This window comes from Roseateles sp. GW821-FHT09G03 (assembly GCF_059416045.1).
This window is the reverse complement of sequence record NZ_JBWKOK010000003.1, coordinates 432,876-456,609: the sequence shown is the minus strand read 5'-3', so window position 1 is coordinate 456,609 and position 23,734 is coordinate 432,876. Positions and strand designations below refer to the sequence as shown.

Genomic DNA, 23,734 nt, shown 5'->3' with positions numbered 1-23,734 from the left:
CACGTCGCCCTCAGCGCGGCAGCACGTAGGTCGCGATGCAGCGCGGCGGCAGCGCCGCGACGCCCGCCAGGCCGTCGATGCGCAGCGAGAAGCGGTGCTCCCGCTCGCTGCGGTTCATCACGACCACGGCAATGCTGCCGTCCTCGTTGACGGCCGCGGTGCATTCAAGGTCCTGGCTGCTCGCCGAGCACAGCACGCGGAAGGCGCCCGGCTGGATGAAGCGGCTGAAGTGGCCGAGGTAGTCGTACGAGCTCTGCGGCATCAGCCGGTTCTGCTCGCGGTCCGCGAGCATCGGCGCGCTGCACAGGTTGCCGACATGGTTCGGCCCGCCGGTCTCGTCGAGCAGCAGGTTCCAGTCGATCCAGCCCACGGTCCAGCGGTTCAGGTCGTTGAGGATGCTGCGGCCGTAGCGCTCGCCGGTGTTCCACGAGCCGATGTGCGGGCCGCCTTCCTGGCAGCCTTCGGTGAAGAGCAGCTGCTTGTCGGGATACGCGTCGTGCAGCAGGCCGACGTGGTCGAAGTGGTCCTCGACATACCAGTGGAAGCCGCAGCCCCAGACGTACTTCGCGGCTTCGGGGTCCGAGTACACGACGTCGGCGCGCTGCACCATCTGGTCGCGGTTGTGGTCCCAGATGACGACCTTGATGCGCTGCAGCCCGGCTGCGTGCAGCGCGGGTCCGAGGTGGTCACGGACGAAGTCGCGCTCCTCCTCCGCGCTGTAGATGCACGAGTCCCAGCGCTGCACGGCGTCCGGCTCGTTCTGCACGGACACGCCCCAGACGGGCACGCCTTCGCCCTCATAGGCCTGGATGAACTTCACGTAGCACTGCGCCCAGGCCTTCGCGTACTGCGGCAGCAGCTTGCCGCCGTTGTTCATCTGGCCGTTGGTCTTCATCCACGCGGGTGGGCTCCAGGGCGATACCAGGAGCTTCATCGGGCCCGGCGCGACCTTCATCGCCGCCTGGATCATGGGCAGCAGCGCGCGGCGGTCGCGGTCGATGTTGAAGTGCGCCAGCGCCTCGTCGCCGGGCACGTCCGCATGCGCGTAGTTGCCGAGCGAGAAATCGCAGCTGTTCATGTGGACGCGGTTGAACGTGTAGCCGTGGCCCGCGTTGACGTCGAAGTAGGCGCGCAGCAGCGCGTTGGCCTCGGCGGGCGGCAGCTTCTGCCAGGTCGTCGCGGCGGCTTCGGTGAACGCGCCGCCGAAACCCTCGATGCGCTGGAAGCGCCGCGCGCTGTTCACCACCAGCTTGGGCATGCCCGCGATCGCGGCATCGGCCATCAGTTGCGCCACCGGCTGCAGCGCCAGCTCAGGCTGCGCCGCGAGGCGCGTCGAGCTCGCCAGGTCCGCGCCTTTGGCGGACAGGGTCCATCGCAGGGACGCGCGCGCGCCCGCTGAAGTTGTCTCCGTCATCGAACTACCTTTGTTGTCGTGTTCAGGCCAGCGCTTGAAAGCGCTTTCATGACGCGAGCATAGAGGCAGTCGGGACGACGGTCAATTCAGGGATGGCCCGGAGTCCTTGCACGGCCGGTGCAAGCGTCACTTCTCCGGATAAGCCTTGCGCAGCGCCTCGTACTGCGCCTTCGTGATCGGCATCATCGACCCGTGCCGCAGTTGCGCCGGCATCTCGAAGCGGTCCCACTCCTTGCGGCGCGAATTGCCCCAGACCTCCACCCACGGGCCTTCGAGACGCGGCGCCATCGACAGGCCGTAGCCGTTGCCCGCGTACTGCTCGTAGTACAGGAACCAGTCGATGCCGTTGGGCGCGCGGACCAGCGTCGGCGCCTCGCGGAACGCGGGACTCAGCGCCGGGCCGGGCTCGGGGTATGGGCCGAGCAGCTCCTGCGCGCAGGTCATGCGGATCGTCTTGCCCGTCGTCCAGATGTAGGACGGATAACGCTCGTCCTTGATCACCGCGCAGTAGCCGCCTTCCGGATTCGCGATCAGGAAGGTGTCGATGGTCGCGATCTCCCACTTGAACAGCCGCTTGGGCGGCGCGTCGAAGCGCTTCAGGTCCGGCGACAGCGCATAGAGCGTGCGCTGGCTCGACCAGTAGCGCTCGGGATCCTCGGGCACGCCCGGCACCGTCGCCGTGTGCCACAGCACGACGAACTGATTCGACGGCTTGTCGAAGTAGAGCTTGGGCGCGCCGATGCGTTGCATCGCGTTGGGCAGGCCCGCCACCTTCGACAGGTCCGGCCGGTAGGTGCCGAAGACCTGCCACTTGATCAGATCGTCGGAAACCCAGAAGCGGATGTCGGGATCGTCGTCGCTCTTGTTGCCGACCAGGTAGAAGCGCCCGTCCGGACCTTGCGCGATCGACGGGTGGCCGTGGTACTCCTCGTTGACGGCCTTGCCGCCGTTGAGCTTGTTCCAGTGCAGGCCGTCGAGGCTCACCGCGTAGTGCAGCACGCCGTAGCGGGCGTCGGTCATGTGGGCGAAGAGGTAGGCCTCGGGGCCGGTCTTCGCGAGCGCGGCCGCGCTCGGCGGCCCGGCCGTGTGGGCCGGGTTCGCCACGACGACGGGTTGCGCCGCCGAGATCTGCGCCACGGCGGTCGACACCGCGGCCATCGCCAGGATCGCGCCCGCAAGCGCCCGGATTCGTCTCATGTCTCTCTCCTTGTCTGCATTGCCGATTCGATCCTGGACGATGGCTTCTCAACGCGCCGTCACGGCGCCGAGATCGCCCATCGCTGGCAGTCGCCGCCCAGCCATTCCCATTGCTGGACCTTGGCGCCGTTGGTCGTCGAACACGCGTCCACGTCGAGCACGCGACCGCTGTTCTTGTTGATGAAGCGCCAGTAGCCCGCACCGACGTTCTCGAGGCCCCAGCGCTGCGTGGCCGCGTTGTTCGACGTCCATTGCCGCACCTGCGCGCCCATCGCGAGCGAGGCGTCCTGCACCTCGAGCTTCAGGCCGCTGTTCACCGAGGTCAGCTCGTAGAAGCCGTCCGAGGTCGCGGTGACGTTCCAGCGCTGGCAGTTGGCACCGCTGTACGGCCACTGCTGGACGAGACCGCCCGCTGCGGTCGAGCAGGCCGCCACGTCGAGCGCCTGTGCGCTGTGCTTCGCGATCACCTTGTAGGTGCCGTTGGCAACGTTGTTCGGGCTCACCCGCTCGAACTTCCAGCGCTGGCAGTCGCCGCCGATCCAGCTCCATTGCTGGACCTTGGTGCCGGCCACGGTCGAACACGCGTCCACGTCCAGCACAAGGTTGCTGTTCTTGTTGATGACGCGGAAGTAGCCGTCGCCGACCGGCTCGATGCGCCACTTCTGGCAGTTGTTGTTGACCACCGTCCAGGTCTGCACCTTGCCGCCGTTGACCGTCGAACAGCCGTCGACGTCGAGCTGCTGGCCGCTGTGCTGCGCCGTCAGCGTGTAGTCGCCGTTGCCGGTGTTGGTGACGCGCCAGCGTTGGCAGTCGCCGCCGACCCAGCTCCACTGCTCGATCTGCGTGCCGGTCGCGGTGGAGCAGCCCGTCACGTCGAGCACCTGCCCGCTGTGCTTCGCCACCAGGCGATAGACGCCGTCCGCGACCGGATGGTTCAGCGGTGCGCTCGCGAACTGCACGCGGCAGGCGATGTTGGCCATCTGCAGCACGCGCGTGCCGTCCGCCGACGGGAGCAACTGGCTGCTGTAGTTGCTGCACGGGTCGGTCCCGAAGTTCGGCGTGACCAGCGGCGCGGCCGCTTCGGTCCACGGGCCGGCGCCGCCGTTCGTGTTGAACATGTAGATGCGGCCGTTGACGTCGTCGTTGATCGCGTTGCCGGCGTTGCGGCGCACGATCTGGCCGATCAGCAGCAACCGGCCCTGCGGGCTGCCGTCATTCATCCAGGACACCGTCGGCGCATGCGAGAAATGGTTGCCCGCCGTCGACTCGACACGCGTGCCCATGTTGCTCGCCGTCCCCCAGTTGCTGCCGTTGGACGAGGTGCGGATGTACACGTCACAACTGCGCGAGCCGCAGATCTCGTAGCTCATCACGTAGCTGCCGTTGGGCAGCCGGCGCACGATGGGCATGCCGGGCCGCAGGTCGCCGTTGTCGCTGATGCCGACGTCGATCGTGTCCGCGCTCCAGGTGAGTCCGCCGTCGGTCGAGACCTTGTGCGCGATCAGCTGGTTGAAGCCGCCGGACTTGTACTCCTCGCTCGAATAGAACATCAGCAGCCGGCCGGCGCTGTCGACGGAGAACTCCGGCTCCCAGGTACCGACACTGCCCGTCGCCGCGATGGCGTGCGAGGTCCAGGTGCGGCCGACGTCCGTGCTGCGGTAGATGCGGATCGAATACGCGCTGCCGTTGCGCGTCGTCGTCGCCCAGAAGAGCGTGCCGGGCGCGGTCGAGCCCAACTGCTGCGGCACCTCCCACATCCCGCTGCAGCAGTGCCACGGCTCGGGCACGGTGACGCTGCCGACCTGGGTCCAGGTCGTGCCCTGGTTGGTGCTCTCGTAGATCAGCGACTGCGCGCCGCCGAGGTCGTAGGACGCGATCAGGCGGCCGTTGGCGCCCCCGCTGGCGGCCAGCCGGATCATCCGCGGGTAGAAGCTGTCCTGGTTGCCCAGGACCGTCTCCGCCGCCTGCGACGGACCGGCGACGAAGGCCGTCGCCGCCATCACCATCGCGAGCAGCCAGCGCCACCCACTCCAAGCGAACTTGCTCATGCGTGTCTCCATGTGCGGCCACGCGGGCCGCGTTGCTGTCGTCGATCGGCGAGGTAAGCGGCGCCGGTCAGGGGAATGGGGCGGCTCTGCGGCCACCGCCGGGGTCAGGTTGTCATCGACCGTCGATCAACGCCTTGCTGGCCTGGCTCACGCGGTCGAAGTCCAGCTTCTTCACGCGGCGGTCGTAGGTGAAGAAGCCGTTCAGCTCTTCCTCGACGTCCGTCGTCTCGGTGTAGATCGCGGCGCTCAGGCCCTTGTCGGCGCGGAAGCCACGCAGCTTGTCGACCTGCGCGACGTAGGCGTCGTTGATCGCGGCCGCGCTGTCGAAGAGGTGGTAGCAGCACTTCGACTCGGGGCGGTACATGTGGCCGGGCACCTTCAGGCTGTTGCCGCCGTACTCGCCGAGCACGGCGATGCGCCACGGCTGATACGTCGGCGCGGCGGGGCCGGGGTAGTCGTGCAGGTCGATCAGGTCGCCGCCACCCTCGTCATGCGGCGCGAAGTTGATGCCGGAGTGGGCGTTGATCAGCCGCGTCGGGTCCATCGCGCGGAACTGCGCGGCCATGCGGCGGTGCTCGAAGTCGCCCCAGCTCTCGTTGAAGATCACCCAGGTGACGATGGACGTCTCCGAGCGCAGCTGGTCGACGATCTCGCGCCACTCGACCTCGGTCTTGGCGCGCACGGCCTTGTCGGTCTCCGCGTCCCAGGCCTGCGGCATGTCCTGCCACACCAGCAGGCCGAGCTTGTCCGCGTGGTAGAACCAGCGCGCCGGCTCCACCTTGATGTGCTTGCGGACCATGTTGAAGCCGAGCTGCTTCGTCGCCTCGAGGTCGAAGCGCAGCGCGGCGTCGGTCGGCGCGGTGTAGAGACCGTCTGGCCAGAAGCCCTGGTCCAGTGGGCCGAACTGGAACACGAACTTGCCGTTCAGCAGCGGACGCGGCACGCCGTCGACCATGCCCACCTCGATGCTGCGCATGCCAAAGTAGCTGTCGACCTGGTCGACCACCTTGCCGTCGCGACGCAGCGTGACCTTCAGGTCGTAGAGGAAGGGATCGTCGGGCGACCACAGGCGCGGCTGCGGTACGGGCAGCGAGAGCGCGCGGTCGGCGGCGCCGCGCACGCGGCCGACGACCTGACCGTCCTTGAGCGCGACGGCTTCGACCTGCAGGCCCTTCGCTTCTCCGGCGCGCACGGTCAGCGCGAGGCGCTGCTCGCCGACCACCGGCGTCATGTCGAGCTTCGCGATGTGTGCCTGATCCACCGGCTCCAGCCACACCGTCTGCCAGATGCCGGAACTCGGCGTGTAGAAGATCCCGCCCGGCTTCAGCGACTGCTTGCCGAGCGTGCCGTCGTTGGTGCTCGGGTCGAAGGCGGCGACCACCAGCTCGTTGCGGCCGGGCTTGAGCATCGGTGTGATGTCGAAGCCGAAGGACGTGTAGCCGCCCTCGTGCTGGCCGACGCGCGTGCCGTTGACGTAGACCGTCGCCAGGCGATCGACCGCGCCGAAGTTGATGCGCACGCGCCGGCCCTTCCAGGCGGCGGGCACCTCGAAGCTGCGGCGGTACCAGAGGTTCACCTCGCCGAGGCGTTCGACGCCGGACAGCATCGATTCCACCGGATACGGGACGCGGACGCGCTCGGTCTTCTCGGGGAAGCGCGGCGCCGAGGCTGGCGCCAGGCGCGCGTCGGGCGCGCCCCTCCCGCCCCAGTAGTCCCACTGCCCGTTGAGGTTGAGCCACTCGGCGCGGACCAGTTGCGGGCGCGGGTACTCGGGGAACGGGATCGGGGCCTTCAGGGCCTCGTCGGTCCAAGGCGTGGTGAGGCGCACGTGCGGCGCGGGCGCGACGACGGCCTGCGCGTCCTGCGCGGGCTGGGCCTTCGCCGTCGTGGCCGTCGTTGCCGCGGTTGCAAGGGCGGCGACCGCCGCGAGCATCGCGGCGATCCGGGCGGGAGACTTCGATGACATCGATCAGTTCCTCGTTGTTCCGATGAAGACGTTCAAGCGCCGCGCCGGCGGGGATCCACGGAGGTCCACGCGTGGCCCGGCCGGGAATCAAGGTCGTCGCGACGAGCGGCTGTGCCACAGCACCATCACGCGCTGCAGACCGCAGAACAGCCCCAACAGCGCGCCGATGACGATGCGGGTCCACCACGAGCTCAGGGTGCCGTCGAACAGGATCAGCGTCTGGATCAGGCCGAGCATCAACACGCCGGTCAGCGCGCCCAGCACATGGCCGATGCCGCCGCTGAGCAGCGCGCCGCCGATGACGACCGCGGCGATCGCGTCGAGCTCCAGCCCCTGCGCGTGCAGGCCGTAGCCCGACAGCGTGTAGACGCCGAAGAGAACACCGCCGAGCGCGGCGCAGCCGCCGCTGAGCGCGTAGACGCCGATGCGCGTGGCGGCGACAGGCAGGCCCATGAGGCGCGCGGAAACCTCCTGTCCGCCGAGCGCGAAGACGGCGCGGCCGAACGGCGTGGATCGCGACACGGCCACCGCCAGCGCGAGCACGGCGAGCGCGCAGACGGCGCCGGGCGTGATCTCGCCGAGCGGTCCGAGCGACCAGCGCGCCTGGGACCACGCCGTGAGCGTCGCGTCGGTGATCGGGATCGAATCGACGCTCAGCAGGTAGCAGAGGCCGCGCGCAAGGAAGAGTCCTGCGAGCGTCACGATGAACGGCGGGATGGCGAAGACGTGGATCACCGCGCCCATCAGCGCGCCGAACGCTGCACCGCCAAGCAGCAGCAGCGGGATCAGCACCAGCGGCGACAGATGCGCGCGCTCGACGCCGAGCGCCAGCAGCATGGTCGTCAACGCCACCACCGAACCCACTGACAGGTCGATGCCGCCGGACAGGATCACGAAGCTCATGCCGACGGCGACGACCAGCAGGAAGGCGTTGTCGATCAGCAGGTTCAGCAGGACCTGGCTCGACAGCAATCCCGGATAGGCGGAGGCGCCGGCCAGCGTGCCGACGACCAGCAGCAGCAACGAAGCCCAGCTCGGCAGGTCGCGGGCATGCACGAGCGAGCGGGCGTTCATGACACCGCTCATGACGTCGCTCCCGCGCGACGATGCCAGCGCTCGCGCCAGGAGCGCCACACCGGCGCCTGGCTGATGGACACCGCGAAGACGACGGCCGCCTTCACGACCAGCGTCACCTCGGGGGCAATGCCCAGCGCGTAGATGCTCGTGGTCAACGTCTGGATGATCAGCGCGCCCAGCAGGCTGCCGCGCAGGCTGAAGCGACCGCCGAGCAACGAGGTGCCGCCGAGCGCCACCGCCAGGATCGCGTCGAGTTCCAGCATCAGGCCCGCGTTGTTGGCGTCGGCGCTCTTGATGTTGGCGCTGATCATCAGTCCGGCCACGCCGGCGCAGAGGCCGCACGCGATGTAGACCGCCAGCATCAGTCCCGCGGCGTGCACGCCCGCGAGCCGCGCGGCCGCCGGGTTGGCGCCGCTGGCCTGGAGGAACAGGCCGAGCGCGGTCTTGTGTTTCAGCAGCCCGAACAGTGCCGCGACGCCCAGCGCGATCCACGGCGCGAACGGCAGGCCGAGCAGGAAGCCGCTGCCGACGAAGAAGTACGGCTCGTGATAGATCGTGATGATCTGGCCGTCGGTGATCAGCTGCGCGATGCCACGTCCGGCGACCATCAGGATCAGCGTCGCGATGATCGGCTGGATGCCGCCGGCGACGACGAGCAGACCGTTGAAGAGGCCGCACACCGCCGCGGTGCCCAGCGCGCCGAGGATCGCCGCCGTCATCGGCATCGTCGCGCCCTCTTGCGTCACCAGTGAGGCTGCCACCGCACCCGCGATGGCGACGACCGCGCCGACCGAGATGTCGATCCCGCGCACCGCGATCACCAGCGTCATGCCCATCGCGACGACCATCAGCGGCGCCGCGCGGTTCAGGATGTCGATCAGCGGACCGTAGGCATGGCCGTCCTGCCAGCGCAGGCTCAGGAACTGCGGATTCAGGACCGCGTTCAGCGCCCAGAGGGCAAGCAGGACGTACGCGGCGTGGCGGGCGCCGGCGTGGTGATTGGATTTCGAGGACGCACTCATGCGCGGCTCTCCGCGCCGGCCATCACGTGCAGCAGGCGCTCCTCGTCGAGCCCGCGCGCGTCGAGCTCCGCCACCTGGCGGCGCTCGCGCAGCACGGTGATGCGATCGCTTGCTCGCAGGACCTCGGGCAGCTCCGACGAGATGAAGATCAAGGCCATGCCTTGCCGGCACAGCGACAGAACCTGGTCCATCAGGTCCTGCTTCGCGGCGATGTCGATGCCGCGGGTGGGTTCGTCGAGGATCAGGATCCGCGGCTCCGTCGCGAGCCAGCGGGCGAGGATCGCCTTCTGCTGGTTGCCGCCGGAGAGCAGGCCGATCGGTGTTTCCGCGTCGGCGGTCTTGATGCCGAGCCGGGCGATGAAGCGCTGTGCGAGCTCGCGTTGCGCCGTGGCGGTCAGCGTCTTGAACACGCCGCGTCGCGCCTGCAACGCCAGCACGATGTTCTCGCGCACGCTGAGCTCGGCGACGATGCCGTCGACCTTGCGCTCTTCCGGGCAGAAGGCCATGCCGGCGCGGACGGCGTCGCGCGGGCTGCGCAGTCGGACGGCGGCGCCGTCGACGTGGATCTCGCCGGTATCGGCGCGATCGGCGCCGAAGAGCAGCCGCGCGGTTTCGGTCCGGCCGGCGCCGAGCAGACCCGCCAGACCCAGCACTTCTCCTGCGGCGAGGTGAAGGTCGATGTCCTCGACCGCGCCCCGGCGTCCGAGCCCATGGGCAGCGAGGATCGATGGCCGCTGGCCCTCACCCCCTCCCTCTCCCGCGGCGCGGGAGAGGGAGCCACCCCCGTGCGCCAGCGCCGGCACCGCGCCTCTTCCTGAGTGCGCAGGCGTCTCGGAGGACAAGGCGTCCGGTGGCTCCGCGAAGGAATGCGGAGCATGCGACGCGATTGACTGAGCGGGGCCACCGGACGCCTTGTCCTCGTGCTCGGTCCCGAGCATGAGATGGACCAGTTCCATGCGCGACAGTTCCGCCGCCGGCCGCTCCCCGACGAACTCTCCATTGCGGAACACCGTGAAGCGATCCGCCACCGCGTAGGCCTGGTCGAGGAAGTGGGTGACGAGCAGCACGGCGACGCCTTCGTCGCGCAACTGCCGGACCATCGCGAGCAGCCGTGCCGTCTCCGCCTCGTCCAGCGACGACGTGGGTTCATCGAGGATCAGCACCCGCGCCCGCTGATGCAGCGCGCGGGCGATGGCGATCATCTGCTGGACGGCGACCGGGAAGTCACCGAGCGGCCGCCGCACATCGGCCTGGACGCCGAGCCGCGCGAACGCCGCGCCGGCTTCCTCGCGCACCTTCGGCCAGTCGATCGCCACGCCGCCCCAGCGGCGCGGGAAGCGTCCTGCGAGCACGTTCTCCGCCACCGAGAGATTCGGGCAGAGCTGGACTTCCTGATGGACGACCGCGATGCCGGCGCGCTGCGCCTCCAGCGGCGATCGCGCCGCGAAGGGCACCCCATCGAGCGCGATCGTCCCCGCGTCGCGATCCTGCACGCCGGCGAGGATCTTGATCAGCGTCGACTTCCCGGCGCCGTTCTGTCCCATCAGCACCTGCACTTCCCCGGCGCGCAGCGTCAGCGCAGCGCTCACCAATGCGGGCACCCCGCGGAAGGCCTTCGCCACGCCGCGTGCCTCCAGCACGATGGTCATCAGTACTTCCGCTTGGGCAGTTCCTGCGCCGCGACTTCGGCGGGGAACACGCCCTCCTCGGTCACGATGCGGCGCGGCACGGCCTTGCCGGCCTTCAGGTCCTTCACCGTCTGCATCAGCTGCGGCCCGAGCAGCGGGCTGCACTCGACCGTCACGTTGAGCTTGCCCGCGACCATCGCCTGGAACGCGCCCTTCACGCCGTCGATCGAGATGATCAGGATGTCCTTGGCCGGCTTCAGCCCGGCTTCCTCGATCGCCTGGATCGCGCCGATCGCCATGTCATCGTTATGCGCGTAGAGCACGTCGATGTTGCGGCCTTCGGCCTTCAGGAAGGCCTCCATGACTTCCTTGCCCTTCGCCCGGCTGAAGTCGCCGGTCTGCGAGCGCACGATCTTCAGGCGCGGGTCGGCCTTGATGCCTTCCTCGAAACCCTTCTTGCGATCGAGCGCGGGCGCCGCACCCACCGTGCCCTGCAGCTCGACGATGCGGATCTCCTTGCCCGCCGGGCGGCTCTTGACCTTGTCGGTCAGCCACTTCGCAGCGCGACGGCCTTCCTCGACGAAGTCCGAGCCCATGAAGGTCGCCCACAGCGTGGTGTCGCTCTCCTGCACCGTGCGGTCGGTCAGGATCACCGGGATGCCGGCCGCCTTCGCCTCCCGCAGCACCGTGCCCCAGCCGGTCTCCACGACCGGCGAGAGCGCGATCACATCGACCTTCTGCGCGATGAAGGCGCGCAGCGCCTTGATCTGGTTCTCCTGCTTCTGCTGCGCATCGGCGAACTTGAGATCGATGCCGGACTCCTTCGCTGCGGACTTGATGGAGGCGGAATTGGCGGTGCGCCATTCCGACTCCGCACCGATCTGTGAGAAGCCGAGGACGATCTTCTTGTCGGCGGCAAAGGCAGCAGGCATCGCGCCGATGGCGGCGACCGCGCCCAGGGCCACGGAACCGAGAACGAAACGTCGGCGTGCTGCCGGACGAGCTTGACGCATGAAAACTCCTTTGTATGCGACGGCCGCTGGCCCTCACCCCTGCCCTCTCCCGCAAGCGGGAGAGGGAGCCACCAGGTCAGCTCGGTGCACTCTCACTCCCTCTCCCGCTTGCGGGAGAGGGTGGGGGTGAGGGCCAGCGGCGGTGGAAGGACTGAAGGATCAGTACTTCGCGTTGAAGCTCAGCCCGTAGAACTTGTCATCCGACCGGATGTCATGCGGGAAGCTCTCGTTCTGGAAGTAGCTGTAGTACTTCGACCCGGTCAGGTTGTTGGCGTTGAAGCTCACGCTCAGCTTCTCGCTGAACGCGTAGCCGATCGAAAAGTCCAGCCGGCCGTAGTCCTTGACGCGGTTGTAGGTCGGCGGCACGTTCGGGTCGCAGGCCGCGACGGCCATGCCGTTCTCCGCCGACGGCGCCAGCAGGCAGCCGAAGGAGCCTTCGTTGAACTTGCTGCGCCAGGTGTAGGTCAGACGGCTGGTGAAGCCGTACTTCTCGTACAGCAGACCGGCGTTGTAGCTGTGCTTGGACACGCCGAGCAACGGCTTGCCGAACAGCGGATCGGTCTTGGTGTTGACCTCGCTGTCCGCCAGCGTGTAGTTGCCGAAGACGCCCAGCCCGCTGAACGCGCCCGGCAGGAAGTCCATGAAGTACTGGCCGCTCAGCTCCAGCCCCTTCAGCGTCGCCTTGCCCAGGTTGCGCGGGCGGCTGATGTCGTACTCGACGCCGTCGATGACCTCGGGCGCGGTCGAGCGGACGACACGGTTCTTCAGCACGCGGTGGTAGACCGCCGCCTGCAGGTAGCTGCCCTTGCCGAAGTACTTCTCGATGGACAGGTCGTACGCGGTGCTGGTCTGGTCCTTCAGCTCCGAATTGCCGCCGCTGCCGCTCGGGCGGATGTTGGCGTTGGTCGGGATCGAATAGGTCAGCGACGGGTTCAGATCACCCAGCGCCGGACGCGACATCGTCTTGCCGGCCGTGGCGCGGACCAGCAGGTTGGGCACGACCTCCAGCTTGGCACTGAAGTTGGGCAGGAAGCGCGAGGCCGTCGACGATGCCGTCTGCGGCGTCACCACGCCGTTGACCCGGCCGGCGCCGCTGATGTCGCGCTCCAGGCGGACGAAGCGGCCGCCGATCACGCCGTCCAGCGGCAGGCCGGCGAGCTTGGTCTCGTAGTGCGGCTGCACGTAGACGGCATAGGTCTTCTCGTCGCTGTCGTAGTTGTTGAGCGGGTCGTAGCCCGGGTCACCCGCGGTGCCGCCGTACAGCGCGCGCAGCACGTCGGTGTTGTCGCGCAGGTAGTCCGGATTCGGCGTCATCCACGGCGAGCAGTTGTTGATCTGCGGGATGCAGTTGGGCGCCTGGATCAGGAAGTTGCTGGGCAGCTGCGACGCGCTGCTCACCAGCGTCACGCGGTTGCCGCCCGGCGCGTTCGGGCCGCCCGGCGCATTGGCGCGCCAGTGCGATTCGCGCTTGGTCACGCGGGCGCCGAAGTCGACGTTGGTGATGAAGCCGCCCAGCTCGTAGTTGCCGTTCAAGGCCACCGCATCCTGCTTGGACTTGGCGCGGTTGATGTCCTGGAACAGCGAGTTGGCGAAGCGGAAATCCGCGGCCTGGCCGAGCGGGTTGCCCGGCATGTTGGTCGTGCCGTAGCCGCCGTTGTTGACGACGATGTCGACCGCGCTAATCGGCTTGCCGATGTCGACGATGATGTTGCGGTTGCTGTTGGTCGACTCCATCCGCGACAGGTCGAGGTTCATCGACAACGGCCCCGCGTTGTACTTCCAGCCGCCGGCCAGCACGCGCTGGTCGGTCGAGGCCGTCTTGGCCTGCGTGCTGGTCGAGCCCGGCACGTTGTTGAAGGTCGCGGACACACCGTTGCACAGGCGCTGGACCGGCAGCGACGACGGTCCGAGGAAGCCCGCGCCGTCGACGTGCGCGTCGAAGCAGTCGTCGCTGGCCTTCGCGTTGGTGATGTTCTGCGCCGCGAAGATGTCCGAGAAGATGAAGAAGGTCGCGAACTTCGCGCGGTAGCCCGCGTAGAGGCCGTCGACGTAGAACTCGTTCTCCTGGTTCGGGCGCCACTGGAAGGACGCGTTGACCTGCGGGCGCTGGTAGTTGCCCGTGTCGGTCAGGCCGCCCACGCAGGTCGGCAGCACGATGCCGGCCGCTCCCGGCGGGCCGTTGGTACCCGAGCGCGGGTCGCAGTTGAACGAGATCGGCCGGTTGAACTTGTGGTCGGCGTAGGAGATGTCGATCAGGCCGCCCATCTCGCCCGCGCCGGTGTTGGTGCGGTAGGCGCCGAGCACGCCCAGCTTCGTGCTGAGCTTGTCGGCATAGTCGCCCTGGCTCGCGCGGCCGTTGACGACCAGCGTCAGGCCCTTGGCGAACTCCATCGGCTTGCGCAGCCGCAGGTCGATCGCGCCGGCGACGCCGCCTTCGATGAGGTTGGCGCCGGCCGACTTGTAGACGTTGGCGCGCGAGATCGCTTCCGCGGGCAGGTCCTGGAACGCGAAGCCGCGACCCACGCCGGTGAACATCTCGCGGCCGTCGACGGTCGTGATGATGTCGCCGATGCCGCGGATCAGCGGGTTGACGATCTCGTTGTTGAAGTTGACGACGGTCTGGACGCCCGGCACGCGCTGCAGCGCTTCCGCCACTGTGTTGTCGGGGAACTTGCCGATGTCGTCGGCGACGATGGACTCGACGACCTGGTCGGCGTCGCGCTTGGTCTGCACCGCCGCCGCGCGGCTGGCGCGCTGGCCGACGATGACCACCTGTTCCAGCTTCGTGCCCGCGGCGCCCGATGCCGCGGTCTCGGGAGGCTTGGGCGCGTCCTGCGCCAGGACCTGCTGGCCGGCCAGGCACAGCGTCAGGCAGGCCGCGGCCGAGATCGGCGAAAGCCGGAGGGAGTTGGGGATTCGATTCATTGTTGTCTCCTAGGACCTCGTGACCGGTGCGCGGGGAGGAACGCGCGCCTGGTCCGGGCCGGGTTTTAATACAAACAACTTTTCTTGCAGCATTCGACGAGATTCGGCGCCTGCCGGCACGTGCTTGTGCTGGTCATCGCCCCGGCTCGCGGGATCTCCGCGGGAACCAGGCATTCCGACACGGTCTTTCAGGACCTTAGCGTTCGGTTTTTGTGATTATTCACAAATTAATTCGTTATAAACCTAGCGCAAACCATGAGAGACGTCGGCCTGTGCCGTGGACGCCACGCCGGTCTCGCTGGAAGCCGCGCCCAGGAAGCGCGATTCGCGCTCCAGCAGGCGGTTGATGCGCTGTTGGCCCTTCGCCAAGGTCGTGTCCAGCGGCTCGCCGGAGACGACGATGGAAGCCACCGTGTCGCCCAGCAGGCCCATCACGCGGGACTGCCGCGCGACGGTCGTCGGCAGTCCGGTGCCATGCGCGGCGACCGGTCCGAGCGATGCACGCATCGGCAGCGACCTGAACGCGGCGCTGTCGACGGCCGACTGCCGCGCAGGCAGCTGTCCTGTGCGGGCCCAGGCCAGGCTCTCGTCGTTGAGAAAGCGCAGGAAGCGCAATGCGGCGGCGCGTTCCTGCGGCGTCTGCCGCGGGTTGCGCAGCATCACCCAGACGTGGCTGTCGGCCCAGGTCGCGGGCTGCGTGAAGAGCGTCGGTTCGGGCACGGCCTCGTACTGGCTGCTCAGCGGATTGCCGGGCTTGGCCGCGCGCGTGGCGAGATCGCCCAGCAGCCAGGTGCCGTTGGGCATCACGCCGCCCGCACCGGCCATGAAGGCCTGCAGCGCGGCGCTGTAGTCCATGTGGCGCGTCGACAGGCCTTCGGCGTAGACGGTGCGCATGAACTGCACGGCCTCGCGGACCTGCGGGGTCGTGAGATCGACGGCTTGGTCGCCGCGCGGGAACAGCGTGCCGCCCTGCTGCGCGACCAGCCCCAGCACCGAGCGCGCGAAGAAGCTCGGATCGTTCAGCGTCAGCCAGACGAAGTAGGGCTTGCCGGTCGCGCGCTTGAAGGCGCGCGCCTGGTCGAGCGCCTCCGCCGTCGAGGTCGGCAGCCGTGCATGGCCCTTCGCATCGATGAGTCCCGCCTGCTTCATCAGCCCGAGGTTGATGTGCCACAGCGCCGCGTGCGAGTCGTACGGCAGCGCGACGACGTGACCGCCGAAGGTCACGCCGTGGCGCGCATGCGGGGTGAAGTCGGCGATGTCCACGCCCTCGCGGGCGAAGCCGTTCTCGAGCGGCTGCAGCAGGTCGCGCTTGGCGAAATCGCCCAGCACCGAGCTGTGCATGATCGCGATGCTCGGCAGGTCGCCGCCGACGATGCGCGCGCCCAGTTGCTGGTAGTAGGCCGAGTGCTCCACGACCTGCGTGTCGACGCGGATGCGGCCGGCCTCGCGGGCGTTGAAGCGGTTGGTGAGCGCGGTGATGATCCCGCACTCGCTGCTGGCCTTGGACGGGTCGGTGACCTGGCCGTACTCGGCGTCGCAACTGCCGAAGAAGCGGGCGAGCGTGATGTGGACTTCACCGCCCTGCCCCGCTTGCCCTTGCGCGGAGGCAGCGATGGCGGCGACGCTCAGATATGCGGCAACGCTCAGATACGCGGCGACGGCGAGCCGGCGCAACGGCGCGCGCGCACGGAGGGTCGCGCCTGGCTCGATGCGGTGCTGCTTCATGCCGCCTTCCCTCCCGCCACCGCGGCGACGATGTGCCGCTGGAAGAAGGCGTAGAGCACCAGCACCGGCAGCGCCGCGAAGACCGCCTGTGCCATCAGGAAGCCCAGGCCCTCGGACTGCGCGAAGTTGGTCTGCGTGGCCGCCAGTCCCAGCGTCAGTGTGTACATCTCGGGGCGGGTCGCGGAGATCAGCGGCCACAGGTAGTCGTTCCAGGCGGCGAGGAAGCTGAAGATGCCCAGCGTCGCCTGCGCCGGCAGCGTCTGCGGCAGGATTACGCGCCAGAAGATCTTCCAGCGCGAGGCGTTGTCCATCAGCGCGGCCTCTTCGAGCTCGCGCGGGATCGCCTTGAAGAACTGCGTCATCAGGAACACGCCGAAGGGCGCGGCCAGACGCGGCAGGATCAGCCCGGCGTAGCTGTTGTGCAGGCCGAGCTCCGCGAAGATGCGATGCAGCGGGATCACGACCGCCGGCTCCGGCACCGCAAGGCCGGCCAGCGCCAGCGCGAAAGCGATGCGGCGGCCCGGGAACTCGCAGCGCGCGAAGCCGTAGCCCGCCAGCGAGGAGATGAACAGCACCAGCGCCGTCTGCACCAGCGCGACGATGCAGCTGTTGAGCACCCAGCGGAACACGGCCGGGTTGGCGAGGATGTCCGCGTAGTTGCGCAGCGTGAAAGGCGTGGTGAGGATCGCGTCGGTGCGCTCCATCAGCACGGCGTTGGACTTCAGCGACAGCGCGAAGACCCACGCGAGCGGGAGCATCCACAGCACGGCGAGCGCGATGGCCGAGCCGAGGAGCACGCGGTCCCACGGACCGTTCTGCCAGACGCGGGCGCTCATGCTTGCGCTCCTTCACGGCGCTCGGCCCAGCGTTGGAACGACACGCCCAGCACCATCAGCACGAAGAGGATCTGCGCCGCCGCGGCGGAGTAGCCCAGCGCCCATTGGTCGAAGAGCGCCTCGTAGATGAACATCACCAGAGTGCGGGTGCTGTTGTTCGGGCCGCCGTTGGTCAGCAGCTGCGCCTGCCCGAAGACCTGCAGCTGGCCGATGACCTGGATGATGGCGACCATGATCAGCGTACGGCGCAGCGCCGGCAGCGTGATGAAGCGGAAGCTGCGCCAGCGGCTGGCGTTGTCCAGGGCGGCGGCTTCGTAGAGGTCGGGCGGGATCTGCTGCAGCGCGGCGAGGATCAGCATCATCGGCAGGCCGATGCCCCACCACAGCGTGACCAGCGCGATGAAGGGCAGCGCGAGGGATTCGTTGCTCAGCGGCGCGAGGTCCGGCAGGCCGAAGGCCGCGAGACCCTGGCTCAGCAGGCCGCGGTCGGGCAGCAGCACGAGGCGCCAGATCAGCGTGACGACGGTGACCGACAACACGTTGGACGCGAAGAAGGTGCCGCGCAGCCACGCGCCGGTGCGGCCGGGGCGGTTGAGCACCAGCGCGAGCGCCAGGCCCAGGCCGACGAAGGCCGGCGTGCAGATCGCCGCGAAGAAGATGGTGTTGCGCGCGCAAAGCAGGAAGGTCTCGTCGCGCACCAGGTCGAGGAAGTTGGCCAGCCCGACGAACTGGCCCTTGCCGGTCAGCAGGTCGACCGCGTTGAAGGACAGCCAGAAGCCCTCCAGCACCGGTGCCGCGAGCAGGCCGAGGTAGCAGAGCGCGAACGGCGCGATGAAGGCCCAGCCGACCCAGGCCGGGCCGTCCATCGCGGAGCGGCCGAGCGCGCCGCGCGGCGGCTCCGCGCCCGAGACCACCTCAGCCGCCTCGTTCGCGGCGGCGCTGGCGGTGAGCGTCGCGGCGCTCATCGGACTTCCGCCGCGGTGGCGCCCGCCACCAGCGCTTCGATCGGCACGCCATCCAGTGGCGGTTCGGCGTGATACGCAAGGCCCGCGCCGTCGAAGAGATGCACCTGCTCCAGATCGGGACGCAGGCGCACCGTCTCGCCCATCGCAAGCGTGCTGTTCACCGGGACTTCCGCAACGACGACGGTGCCGTCGCCCAGTCCGACGTGCGCGAGGCTGCGCTCGCCCAGGCGCTCCAGCAGCTCGACGCAGCCGGCGATCGGACCGTCGGCGGCGAGGCGCAGGCCCTCGGGCCGCACGCCGATCTCGAGTCGGCCCGCCATCGACGTCGACGCAATCTGCGTGGTCACCGTCGCACCACCGGGCAGGCGCACGGCGATGCGCCCCTGTTGATCGGCCATCCGCTCGACCGGCAGGAAGTTCATCGACGGGCTGCCGACGAAGCCCGCGACGAAGCGCGTGCGCGGACGCTGATAGATGTCCATCGGCGCGCCGGCCTGCTCGATGCGGCCGCCGTTGAGCACGACGATGCGGTCGGCCAGCGTCATCGCCTCGACCTGGTCGTGGGTCACGAAGACCATCGTCGCGCCGAGCCGCTTGTGCAGCCGCGCGAGCTCGATGCGCGTGCGGTTGCGCAGCTTGGCGTCGAGGTTGGACAGCGGCTCGTCGAACAGGAAGGCCTTGGGCTCCTTGACCACGGCGCGGCCGATCGCGACGCGCTGGCGTTGACCGCCGGACAGCTGCGCGGGACGTCGCTGCAGCAGCGTGTCAAGCTCCAGCATGCGTGCGGCGTCCTCGACGCGGCGGCGAACCTCGGCATCCGCGACGCCGATGTTGCGCAGGCCGAAGGCCATGTTGTCGAACACGCTCATGTGCGGGTAGAGCGCGTACTGCTGGAACACCATCGCCAGGCCGCGACGGCCGGGCGGCAGCGCGGTGACATCTTGGTCGGCCAGCAGGATGCGGCCGCCGGAGACGCTCTCCAGCCCCGCCAGCATGCGCAGCAACGTCGACTTGCCGCAGCCCGAGGGGCCGAGCAGCACGATGAACTCGCCCGCACCGATGGTGAGCGAGAAGTCCGGGATGATTTCAACGGACCCGTAGCGCTTGGCCACGCCCGCGAATTCAATGCTTGCAGTCATACGTCTCCTGCCCAATTCGGGCGCCCCGCGTCGTTGCAAATCCTCGCCATAGCGCTGCCATGGCTCCGGTTTGCGCCTAGCGCTGCATCCCGAATTGCAGCGCTGGCTCTATTTTTATGGGGCTGGTTCTTTTGGATTCTTCAGCGCTTGAGAGCCCCATAGTGCCGCAACAACTCGGCCTCGCGGACCCGGTACGGCGTGCCGTCGGTGTGCAGCACGTCGTGGAACCAGACCAGCGGCGGATCGATCGTGTAGGGCTTCTTCCACGAGTCCCACGGCATCTTCGTCTGGCTCTTGCCGTCGACGAAGCCCCAGTTCAGCATGCCCACGTCCTCGCGCCACGCGATCGGCAGCGTGACGTCGAAGGTCGAGCCCAGGCTGCGCGCCATGTACTCGGTGCAGATCAGCGGGCGGCCGTAGGCCTGCAGCTGCCGGATGCGGGCCTCGAATTTCTCGGGCCAGTTGTAGTCGTGGAAGCTGACGACGTCGGAGCCGGCGAGCTGCGCCTGCTGCACCGCGTTCAGTTCCTTGGATTCGGGGCTCCAGTCGTCGCCCAGCCACACGCCGCTGGTCAGCGGCTGCGACGGCTGCTGCGCCCGCGCCCAGTCGAAGACCTGCGGGATCAGTTCCGCCACCAGCGCGATCTTGTCCTTGGCCTCGCGCGGCAGGTAGTAGCCCATGCCGCCGCCCTGGTTGTCGGGCTCGTTCCAGACGTCCCAGTAGGTGACGCGCGGGTCCTGGCCGTAGGTCTTGACGATGTCCTCGACATAGGCGCGCAGCGCGGGCCAGGTGGCGCGGTCGGCCAGCTGCGTCGCGGACGGGCTCTGCACCCAGCCGGAGTTGTGGACCCCGGGAATGGGCTCGCGCTGCGGGCCCAGCTTCGGATGCGGATCCCAGCAGGAGTCGAACAGCACGAACATCGTCTTGATGCCGTGGCGGTCGGCGATGTCCAGGTACTGGTCGATGCGCCCCTTGAAGCCTTCGGCGTCCTGCGCCCACAGCAGGTCGTGCAGGAACACGCGCATCGTGTTCATGCCCAGGCCGGCGGCCCAGCCGAGTTCAAGGTCGATGCGTCCGGGATCGAAGCTGTCGGCCTGCCACATGGCGAGCTGGTTGATCGCGGAGGCGGGCAGGAAGTTCGCGCCCAGGGCCCAGGGCTGCGCCTTGAACCAGGCGTGGGCCTGCTCGGGCGTCCAGCGGGCGGGAGCGGAGGTGGATTTGCTCATGAGGGTCTCGGGGTCAGGTCTTGTCGGCCAGCGCGGCCAGGGTGGCCGAAGAGGACGATGAGGTCGAAGGGCGGAAGCGGTAGGTCAGGCGATGGCGGTAGACCTCGCCCGGACGCAGCACCGCCCCGGGTTGCGGCCATTCGGGATGATGAGGACTGTCGGGCAGCGCTTCGGGCTCGATGGCGAGGCCGCCGTGCTTGATGTGCGGACGGCCTTGGCGGTCGGGCGTCTCGGGCAGGAACTCGCCAGCGTAGAACTGCAGGCCTGGCGCATCGCTATGCAACGAAAGCGCCAGCCGGCCGTCACCCGAGTGCAGCACCGCGGCGGCGCCCTCACCGTCCGGTTCGTCGATCAGCCAGCAATGGTCATGACTGGCCGGCTGCACGTCGAGGCGGCGCAAGGCTTCCAAGGCATCGCCGATGCGGCGCGGCTGGCGGAAGTCGAAGGGCGTGCCCTCGACGTCGCGCTGCTCGCCGGTCGGGATCAGGTCGACACGCACCGGCAGGTAGCGGCTGCCTGCGATCTGCAGTTGCTGATCGAGGATGTCGCGGCCCGAGCCGTCGAGGTTGAAGTAGGCATGGCTGCTGATGTTCACCAGCGTCGGCGCATCGGTGCGGGCTTCGAAGCTCACGCTGACGGTCAGCGGCGCTTCGACCCGGTAGGTCACGCGGACGTCGAGGCGACCCGGATAGCCCTGGTCCCCGTCCTCCGAGCGCAGCGCCAGTTCGAGCGTGTGTTCGTCCTGATGCGCCACGTCCCACACCTTGCGGTGGAAACCGCCGGTGCCGCCATGCAGCTGGTTCGGGCCCTCGTTGGCGTCGAGCGCGAAGCGCTGACCGTCGAGTTCGAACGAGGCGCCCGCGATTCGGTTGGCGTAGCGGCCAACGACGGCGCCGAGATACCCGGGTTGGCGCAAGTAGTCCTCAGGCGTCTCGTAGCCGAGCAGGACCTCGCGGTCCTCGCCGTTCACAGGCACCACGCAGGACATCCACGACGCACCCGCATCGGTGATGGCGATGCGCAATCCGTCCGGTGACTGCAATTCGAAGGTCTTGAGCGCGCTCATGCGAGCACTCCCGCGCCATCGGACGCCGCGCAGACGTGGACCTCCGCCGCGTGGCCGTCCGGCGAACGGTAGCCGCGTTCGACGGCCACGCGGATCTCGTCGACCATGGCCCGCGGAGCGAGTGCGATGACGCAGCCGCCGAAGCCGCCGCCGGTCATGCGCGCGCCGCCGTGATCGCCGATGACGTCCTGCATCAGCGCGGCCAGCGCGTCGATCGCGGGGACGGTGATCTCGAAGTCGTCGCGCATGGACCAGTGGGACTCGCGCATCAGCTGGGCGATCGCGGCGAAGTCGCCGCGCGACAGCGCGTCGGCCAGGCCGGCGCAACGGTGGCTGTCGGAAATGATGTGGCGCGCGCGGCGGCGCACCACCGGATCCAGTTGCCCGCCGAGGCGCGACCACAACGCGTCGTCGACGTCGCGCAGCGCCTTCACACCGAGGCCCTTGGCCGCGGCCTCGCATTGCTGGCGGCGCAGGTTGTACTCGCTGTCGACCAGGCCGCGCTGGATCTTCGAATCGACGACCAGCACCGCGATGTCCTCGGGCATGGGGATCGGACGGACCTCCAGGCTGCGGCAGTCCATCAGCAGCGCATGGCCCTTCACGCCGAGCGAGGACGACAGCTGGTCCAGCACGCCGCAGCGGCAGCCGGCGTAGACGTTCTCGGCACGCTGGCCGGCGAGCGCCATCGTCGTCGACGGCAGCGTCCAGCCGTTGAGCGCGGAGAACGCATGGCCGATCGCCATCTCCAGCGAGGCCGAGGAACTCAGCCCCGCGCCCTGCGGCACGTTGCCCGCGATGGACAGCGTCGCGCCGCCCACGGCGTGGCCCTGCTCGCGCAGCACGGCGACCATGCCCTGCACATAGCGCAACCATTGGGGACTGGCCGTGACGTCCGCCGCTTCGCCGATGCGGAAGCGGCCTCGTGCGCCAAGAGCGCCATCGCCGCCCGCGTTGCCCTCACCGGCCCTGGCGATGCCAGCGGTGAGGCCCGAACTGCCTGTCTCGGCAGGCAGGTCGCAGGCGATGACCTCGATGACATCGTCGTCGCGGTGCGCCGCGGCCACGACCGTGTCGCGGTCGATCGCGCAGGGCATCGCGAAACCCTCGTTGTAGTCGGTGTGCTCGCCGATCAGGTTGACGCGCGCCGGCGCGCGGCTCAGGCGCTCCGGCCTCCGGCCGAAGGCACGCTCGAACCCTTGCACCGCGCGCTCACGCGGTGTCGCTTGAACATCGTGGCTCATGCGCCCTCCGCCTGCGCGGCGCGTCGCGCCTGCCGGTAATGCACCGTGTCGCTGACCTCGCGCAGCCGCTGCGCGGCGGTCTCGGGCGTGAGGTCGCGCTGCGCCTCGCCGAGCATCTCGAAGCCGACCATGAACTTGCGCACCGTCGCCGATCGCAGCAGCGGCGGATAGAAATGCGCATGCAGCTGCCAGTGACGGTTGGCGTCGTCGTCCGGTTGCCCGGCGCCATGCGGCGCGCCGTGCCAGCCCATCGAATACGGGAACGAGCACTGGAACAGGTTGTCGTAGCGCGTCGTGAGGCGACGGACGGCAACGGCGAGATCGTCCGCCTGTTCCGTCGTCATCGCATCGAGGCGCAGCGTGGGCGCCTTCGGCAGCAGCAGCGTCTCGAACGGCCACGCGGCCCAGTACGGCACGACGGCGACCCAGTGTTCAGTCTCGACGATCACGCGTTCGCCTGAGGCGAGCTCGTCGCGGACATACCGCACCAGGAGCGGTTCACCGTGTCGATCGAGGTACTCGCGCTGATGCGTGTCGGCGAGCACGGCCTCGTCGGGCAACTGGTCCAGGCCCCAGAGCTGTCCGTGCGGATGCGGGTTGGAGCAGCCCATCGCCGCCCCCTTGTTCTCGAAGACCTGCACCCAGCGGTGGCGGGCGCCCATGTCGGCGGACTGCGCCATCCAGGCCCGCACGACCGCGCGCAGTTCAGGCAACCCGAGTTCCGGCAAGGTGCGGGCATGGTCCGGGGAGAAGCACAGCACGCGGCATTCGCCGGCGACGGGCATCGCCTGCAGCAAATCCGCGCCCGCTTCATCCGCGACGGCGAGACCTTCTTCATCGCCATGCGCAGGCTGCAATGCCGCGAAGTCGTTCGTGAACACGAAGGTGCCCGTGTAGTCCGGGTTGCGCTGGCCGTTCGCCCGGACGTTGCCGGCGCACAGGTAGCAGGTCGGGTCGTGACTCGGCAGCGGCGTGTCGTCGATCGGCTCCTGCGCGCCCTGCCAGGGCCGCTGCGTGCGGTGCGGGGAGACCAGCACGTGGCGGCCGGTCAGCGGATTGCGGCGGCGGTGGACGCGCCCGGGGGAATCAGCGGAGTTGGCGGTCTCGGCGCCTCGCCCGTCATGGTGTGCGGGGTTCATGGCGGCCATTATCGCGAATTGATTTGTTATTAATGATTGGTCTTTACCCTAGGGTCGCCCTTTGCGCCTGCCCAAGGCGTCAGAGAAGCGGAGGCGATCCCATA

Annotated in this window: 17 protein-coding genes; all 17 read right to left on the bottom strand. The window is 68.7% G+C overall.

Annotation, left to right across the window (positions count from 1 at the left end):
- Positions 1-10: 10 nt before the first annotated feature.
- Positions 11-1,414, bottom strand: coding sequence for a glycoside hydrolase family 30 protein (locus AC07OZ_RS14200; protein ID WP_495467740.1), 1,404 nt, complete (start codon positions 1,412-1,414; stop codon positions 11-13).
- A gap of 126 nt (positions 1,415-1,540) precedes the next feature.
- Complete coding sequence (locus AC07OZ_RS14195; RefSeq protein WP_495467739.1) at positions 1,541-2,611, bottom strand: glycoside hydrolase family protein; 1,071 nt, start codon at positions 2,609-2,611, stop codon at positions 1,541-1,543.
- Positions 2,612-2,670: 59 nt separating this feature from the next.
- Positions 2,671-4,659, bottom strand: a complete 1,989-nt coding sequence (locus tag AC07OZ_RS14190; RefSeq protein ID WP_495467738.1) for an RICIN domain-containing protein — start codon at positions 4,657-4,659, stop codon at positions 2,671-2,673.
- 112 nt (positions 4,660-4,771) lie between these two features.
- A complete protein-coding gene (locus AC07OZ_RS14185; protein ID WP_495467737.1) occupies positions 4,772-6,625 on the bottom strand; it encodes a glycoside hydrolase family 2 protein in 1,854 nt (617 codons plus the stop codon).
- A gap of 87 nt (positions 6,626-6,712) precedes the next feature.
- On the bottom strand, positions 6,713-7,699 hold the full coding sequence (gene yjfF / locus AC07OZ_RS14180; RefSeq protein WP_495467736.1) for a galactofuranose ABC transporter, permease protein YjfF: 987 nt from the start codon (positions 7,697-7,699) through the stop codon (positions 6,713-6,715).
- A gap of 8 nt (positions 7,700-7,707) precedes the next feature.
- A complete protein-coding gene (locus AC07OZ_RS14175; protein ID WP_495467735.1) occupies positions 7,708-8,724 on the bottom strand; it encodes an ABC transporter permease in 1,017 nt (338 codons plus the stop codon).
- Positions 8,721-10,373, bottom strand: coding sequence for a sugar ABC transporter ATP-binding protein (locus tag AC07OZ_RS14170; protein ID WP_495467734.1), 1,653 nt, complete (start codon positions 10,371-10,373; stop codon positions 8,721-8,723). Before AC07OZ_RS14170 ends, AC07OZ_RS14175 begins: the two co-directional genes overlap by 4 nt.
- Positions 10,373-11,365 carry an ABC transporter substrate-binding protein gene (locus AC07OZ_RS14165; protein ID WP_495467733.1) on the bottom strand — a complete coding sequence of 331 codons (993 nt, stop codon included), beginning with the start codon at positions 11,363-11,365 and terminating at the stop codon, positions 10,373-10,375. The genes AC07OZ_RS14170 and AC07OZ_RS14165 overlap by 1 nt, the downstream gene beginning before the upstream one ends.
- A gap of 159 nt (positions 11,366-11,524) precedes the next feature.
- Positions 11,525-14,290 carry a TonB-dependent receptor gene (locus tag AC07OZ_RS14160; RefSeq protein WP_495467732.1) on the bottom strand — a complete coding sequence of 922 codons (2,766 nt, stop codon included), beginning with the start codon at positions 14,288-14,290 and terminating at the stop codon, positions 11,525-11,527.
- 243 nt (positions 14,291-14,533) lie between these two features.
- Positions 14,534-16,015: an extracellular solute-binding protein gene (locus AC07OZ_RS14155; RefSeq protein WP_495467731.1), complete on the bottom strand. Its 1,482-nt coding sequence runs from the start codon at positions 16,013-16,015 to the stop codon at positions 14,534-14,536.
- A complete protein-coding gene (locus AC07OZ_RS14150) occupies positions 16,012-16,851 on the bottom strand; it encodes a carbohydrate ABC transporter permease (protein ID WP_495467730.1) in 840 nt (279 codons plus the stop codon). The genes AC07OZ_RS14155 and AC07OZ_RS14150 overlap by 4 nt, the downstream gene beginning before the upstream one ends.
- Complete coding sequence (locus AC07OZ_RS14145) at positions 16,848-17,816, bottom strand: carbohydrate ABC transporter permease (RefSeq protein WP_495467729.1); 969 nt, start codon at positions 17,814-17,816, stop codon at positions 16,848-16,850. The genes AC07OZ_RS14150 and AC07OZ_RS14145 overlap by 4 nt, the downstream gene beginning before the upstream one ends.
- Entirely contained in the window at positions 17,813-18,955 is a 1,143-nt protein-coding gene (locus AC07OZ_RS14140) for an ABC transporter ATP-binding protein (RefSeq protein ID WP_495467728.1), read from the bottom strand. Before AC07OZ_RS14140 ends, AC07OZ_RS14145 begins: the two co-directional genes overlap by 4 nt.
- 140 nt (positions 18,956-19,095) lie before the next feature.
- The gene (locus AC07OZ_RS14135) at positions 19,096-20,181 is read right to left on the bottom strand and encodes a glycoside hydrolase 5 family protein (protein ID WP_495467727.1); all 1,086 of its coding nucleotides are present in this window, start codon (positions 20,179-20,181) and stop codon (positions 19,096-19,098) included.
- A 13-nt stretch (positions 20,182-20,194) separates the two neighbouring features.
- On the bottom strand, positions 20,195-21,247 hold the full coding sequence (locus AC07OZ_RS14130; RefSeq protein WP_495467726.1) for an aldose epimerase family protein: 1,053 nt from the start codon (positions 21,245-21,247) through the stop codon (positions 20,195-20,197).
- Positions 21,244-22,491 carry a galactokinase gene (gene galK / locus AC07OZ_RS14125; RefSeq protein ID WP_495467725.1) on the bottom strand — a complete coding sequence of 416 codons (1,248 nt, stop codon included), beginning with the start codon at positions 22,489-22,491 and terminating at the stop codon, positions 21,244-21,246. The genes AC07OZ_RS14130 and galK overlap by 4 nt, the downstream gene beginning before the upstream one ends.
- Positions 22,488-23,630 carry a UDP-glucose--hexose-1-phosphate uridylyltransferase gene (locus AC07OZ_RS14120; RefSeq protein WP_495467724.1) on the bottom strand — a complete coding sequence of 381 codons (1,143 nt, stop codon included), beginning with the start codon at positions 23,628-23,630 and terminating at the stop codon, positions 22,488-22,490. The genes galK and AC07OZ_RS14120 overlap by 4 nt, the downstream gene beginning before the upstream one ends.
- Positions 23,631-23,734: the final 104 nt, after the last annotated feature.

What these genes read in the sequence shown, in the direction of transcription:
- AC07OZ_RS14200 (WP_495467740.1), bottom strand. Translation starts at nt 1,414, where the DNA reads ATGACGGAGACAACTTCAGCGGGCGCGCGCGCGTCCCTGCGATGGACC.
- AC07OZ_RS14195 (WP_495467739.1), bottom strand. Translation starts at nt 2,611, where the DNA reads ATGAGACGAATCCGGGCGCTTGCGGGCGCGATCCTGGCGATGGCCGCG.
- AC07OZ_RS14190 (WP_495467738.1), bottom strand. Translation starts at nt 4,659, where the DNA reads ATGAGCAAGTTCGCTTGGAGTGGGTGGCGCTGGCTGCTCGCGATGGTG.
- AC07OZ_RS14185 (WP_495467737.1), bottom strand. Translation starts at nt 6,625, where the DNA reads ATGTCATCGAAGTCTCCCGCCCGGATCGCCGCGATGCTCGCGGCGGTC.
- yjfF (WP_495467736.1), bottom strand. Translation starts at nt 7,699, where the DNA reads ATGAACGCCCGCTCGCTCGTGCATGCCCGCGACCTGCCGAGCTGGGCT.
- AC07OZ_RS14175 (WP_495467735.1), bottom strand. Translation starts at nt 8,724, where the DNA reads ATGAGTGCGTCCTCGAAATCCAATCACCACGCCGGCGCCCGCCACGCC.
- AC07OZ_RS14170 (WP_495467734.1), bottom strand. Translation starts at nt 10,373, where the DNA reads ATGACCATCGTGCTGGAGGCACGCGGCGTGGCGAAGGCCTTCCGCGGG.
- AC07OZ_RS14165 (WP_495467733.1), bottom strand. Translation starts at nt 11,365, where the DNA reads ATGCGTCAAGCTCGTCCGGCAGCACGCCGACGTTTCGTTCTCGGTTCC.
- AC07OZ_RS14160 (WP_495467732.1), bottom strand. Translation starts at nt 14,290, where the DNA reads ATGAATCGAATCCCCAACTCCCTCCGGCTTTCGCCGATCTCGGCCGCG.
- AC07OZ_RS14155 (WP_495467731.1), bottom strand. Translation starts at nt 16,015, where the DNA reads ATGAAGCAGCACCGCATCGAGCCAGGCGCGACCCTCCGTGCGCGCGCG.
- AC07OZ_RS14150 (WP_495467730.1), bottom strand. Translation starts at nt 16,851, where the DNA reads ATGAGCGCCCGCGTCTGGCAGAACGGTCCGTGGGACCGCGTGCTCCTC.
- AC07OZ_RS14145 (WP_495467729.1), bottom strand. Translation starts at nt 17,816, where the DNA reads ATGAGCGCCGCGACGCTCACCGCCAGCGCCGCCGCGAACGAGGCGGCT.
- AC07OZ_RS14140 (WP_495467728.1), bottom strand. Translation starts at nt 18,955, where the DNA reads ATGACTGCAAGCATTGAATTCGCGGGCGTGGCCAAGCGCTACGGGTCC.
- AC07OZ_RS14135 (WP_495467727.1), bottom strand. Translation starts at nt 20,181, where the DNA reads ATGAGCAAATCCACCTCCGCTCCCGCCCGCTGGACGCCCGAGCAGGCC.
- AC07OZ_RS14130 (WP_495467726.1), bottom strand. Translation starts at nt 21,247, where the DNA reads ATGAGCGCGCTCAAGACCTTCGAATTGCAGTCACCGGACGGATTGCGC.
- galK (WP_495467725.1), bottom strand. Translation starts at nt 22,491, where the DNA reads ATGAGCCACGATGTTCAAGCGACACCGCGTGAGCGCGCGGTGCAAGGG.
- AC07OZ_RS14120 (WP_495467724.1), bottom strand. Translation starts at nt 23,630, where the DNA reads ATGAACCCCGCACACCATGACGGGCGAGGCGCCGAGACCGCCAACTCC.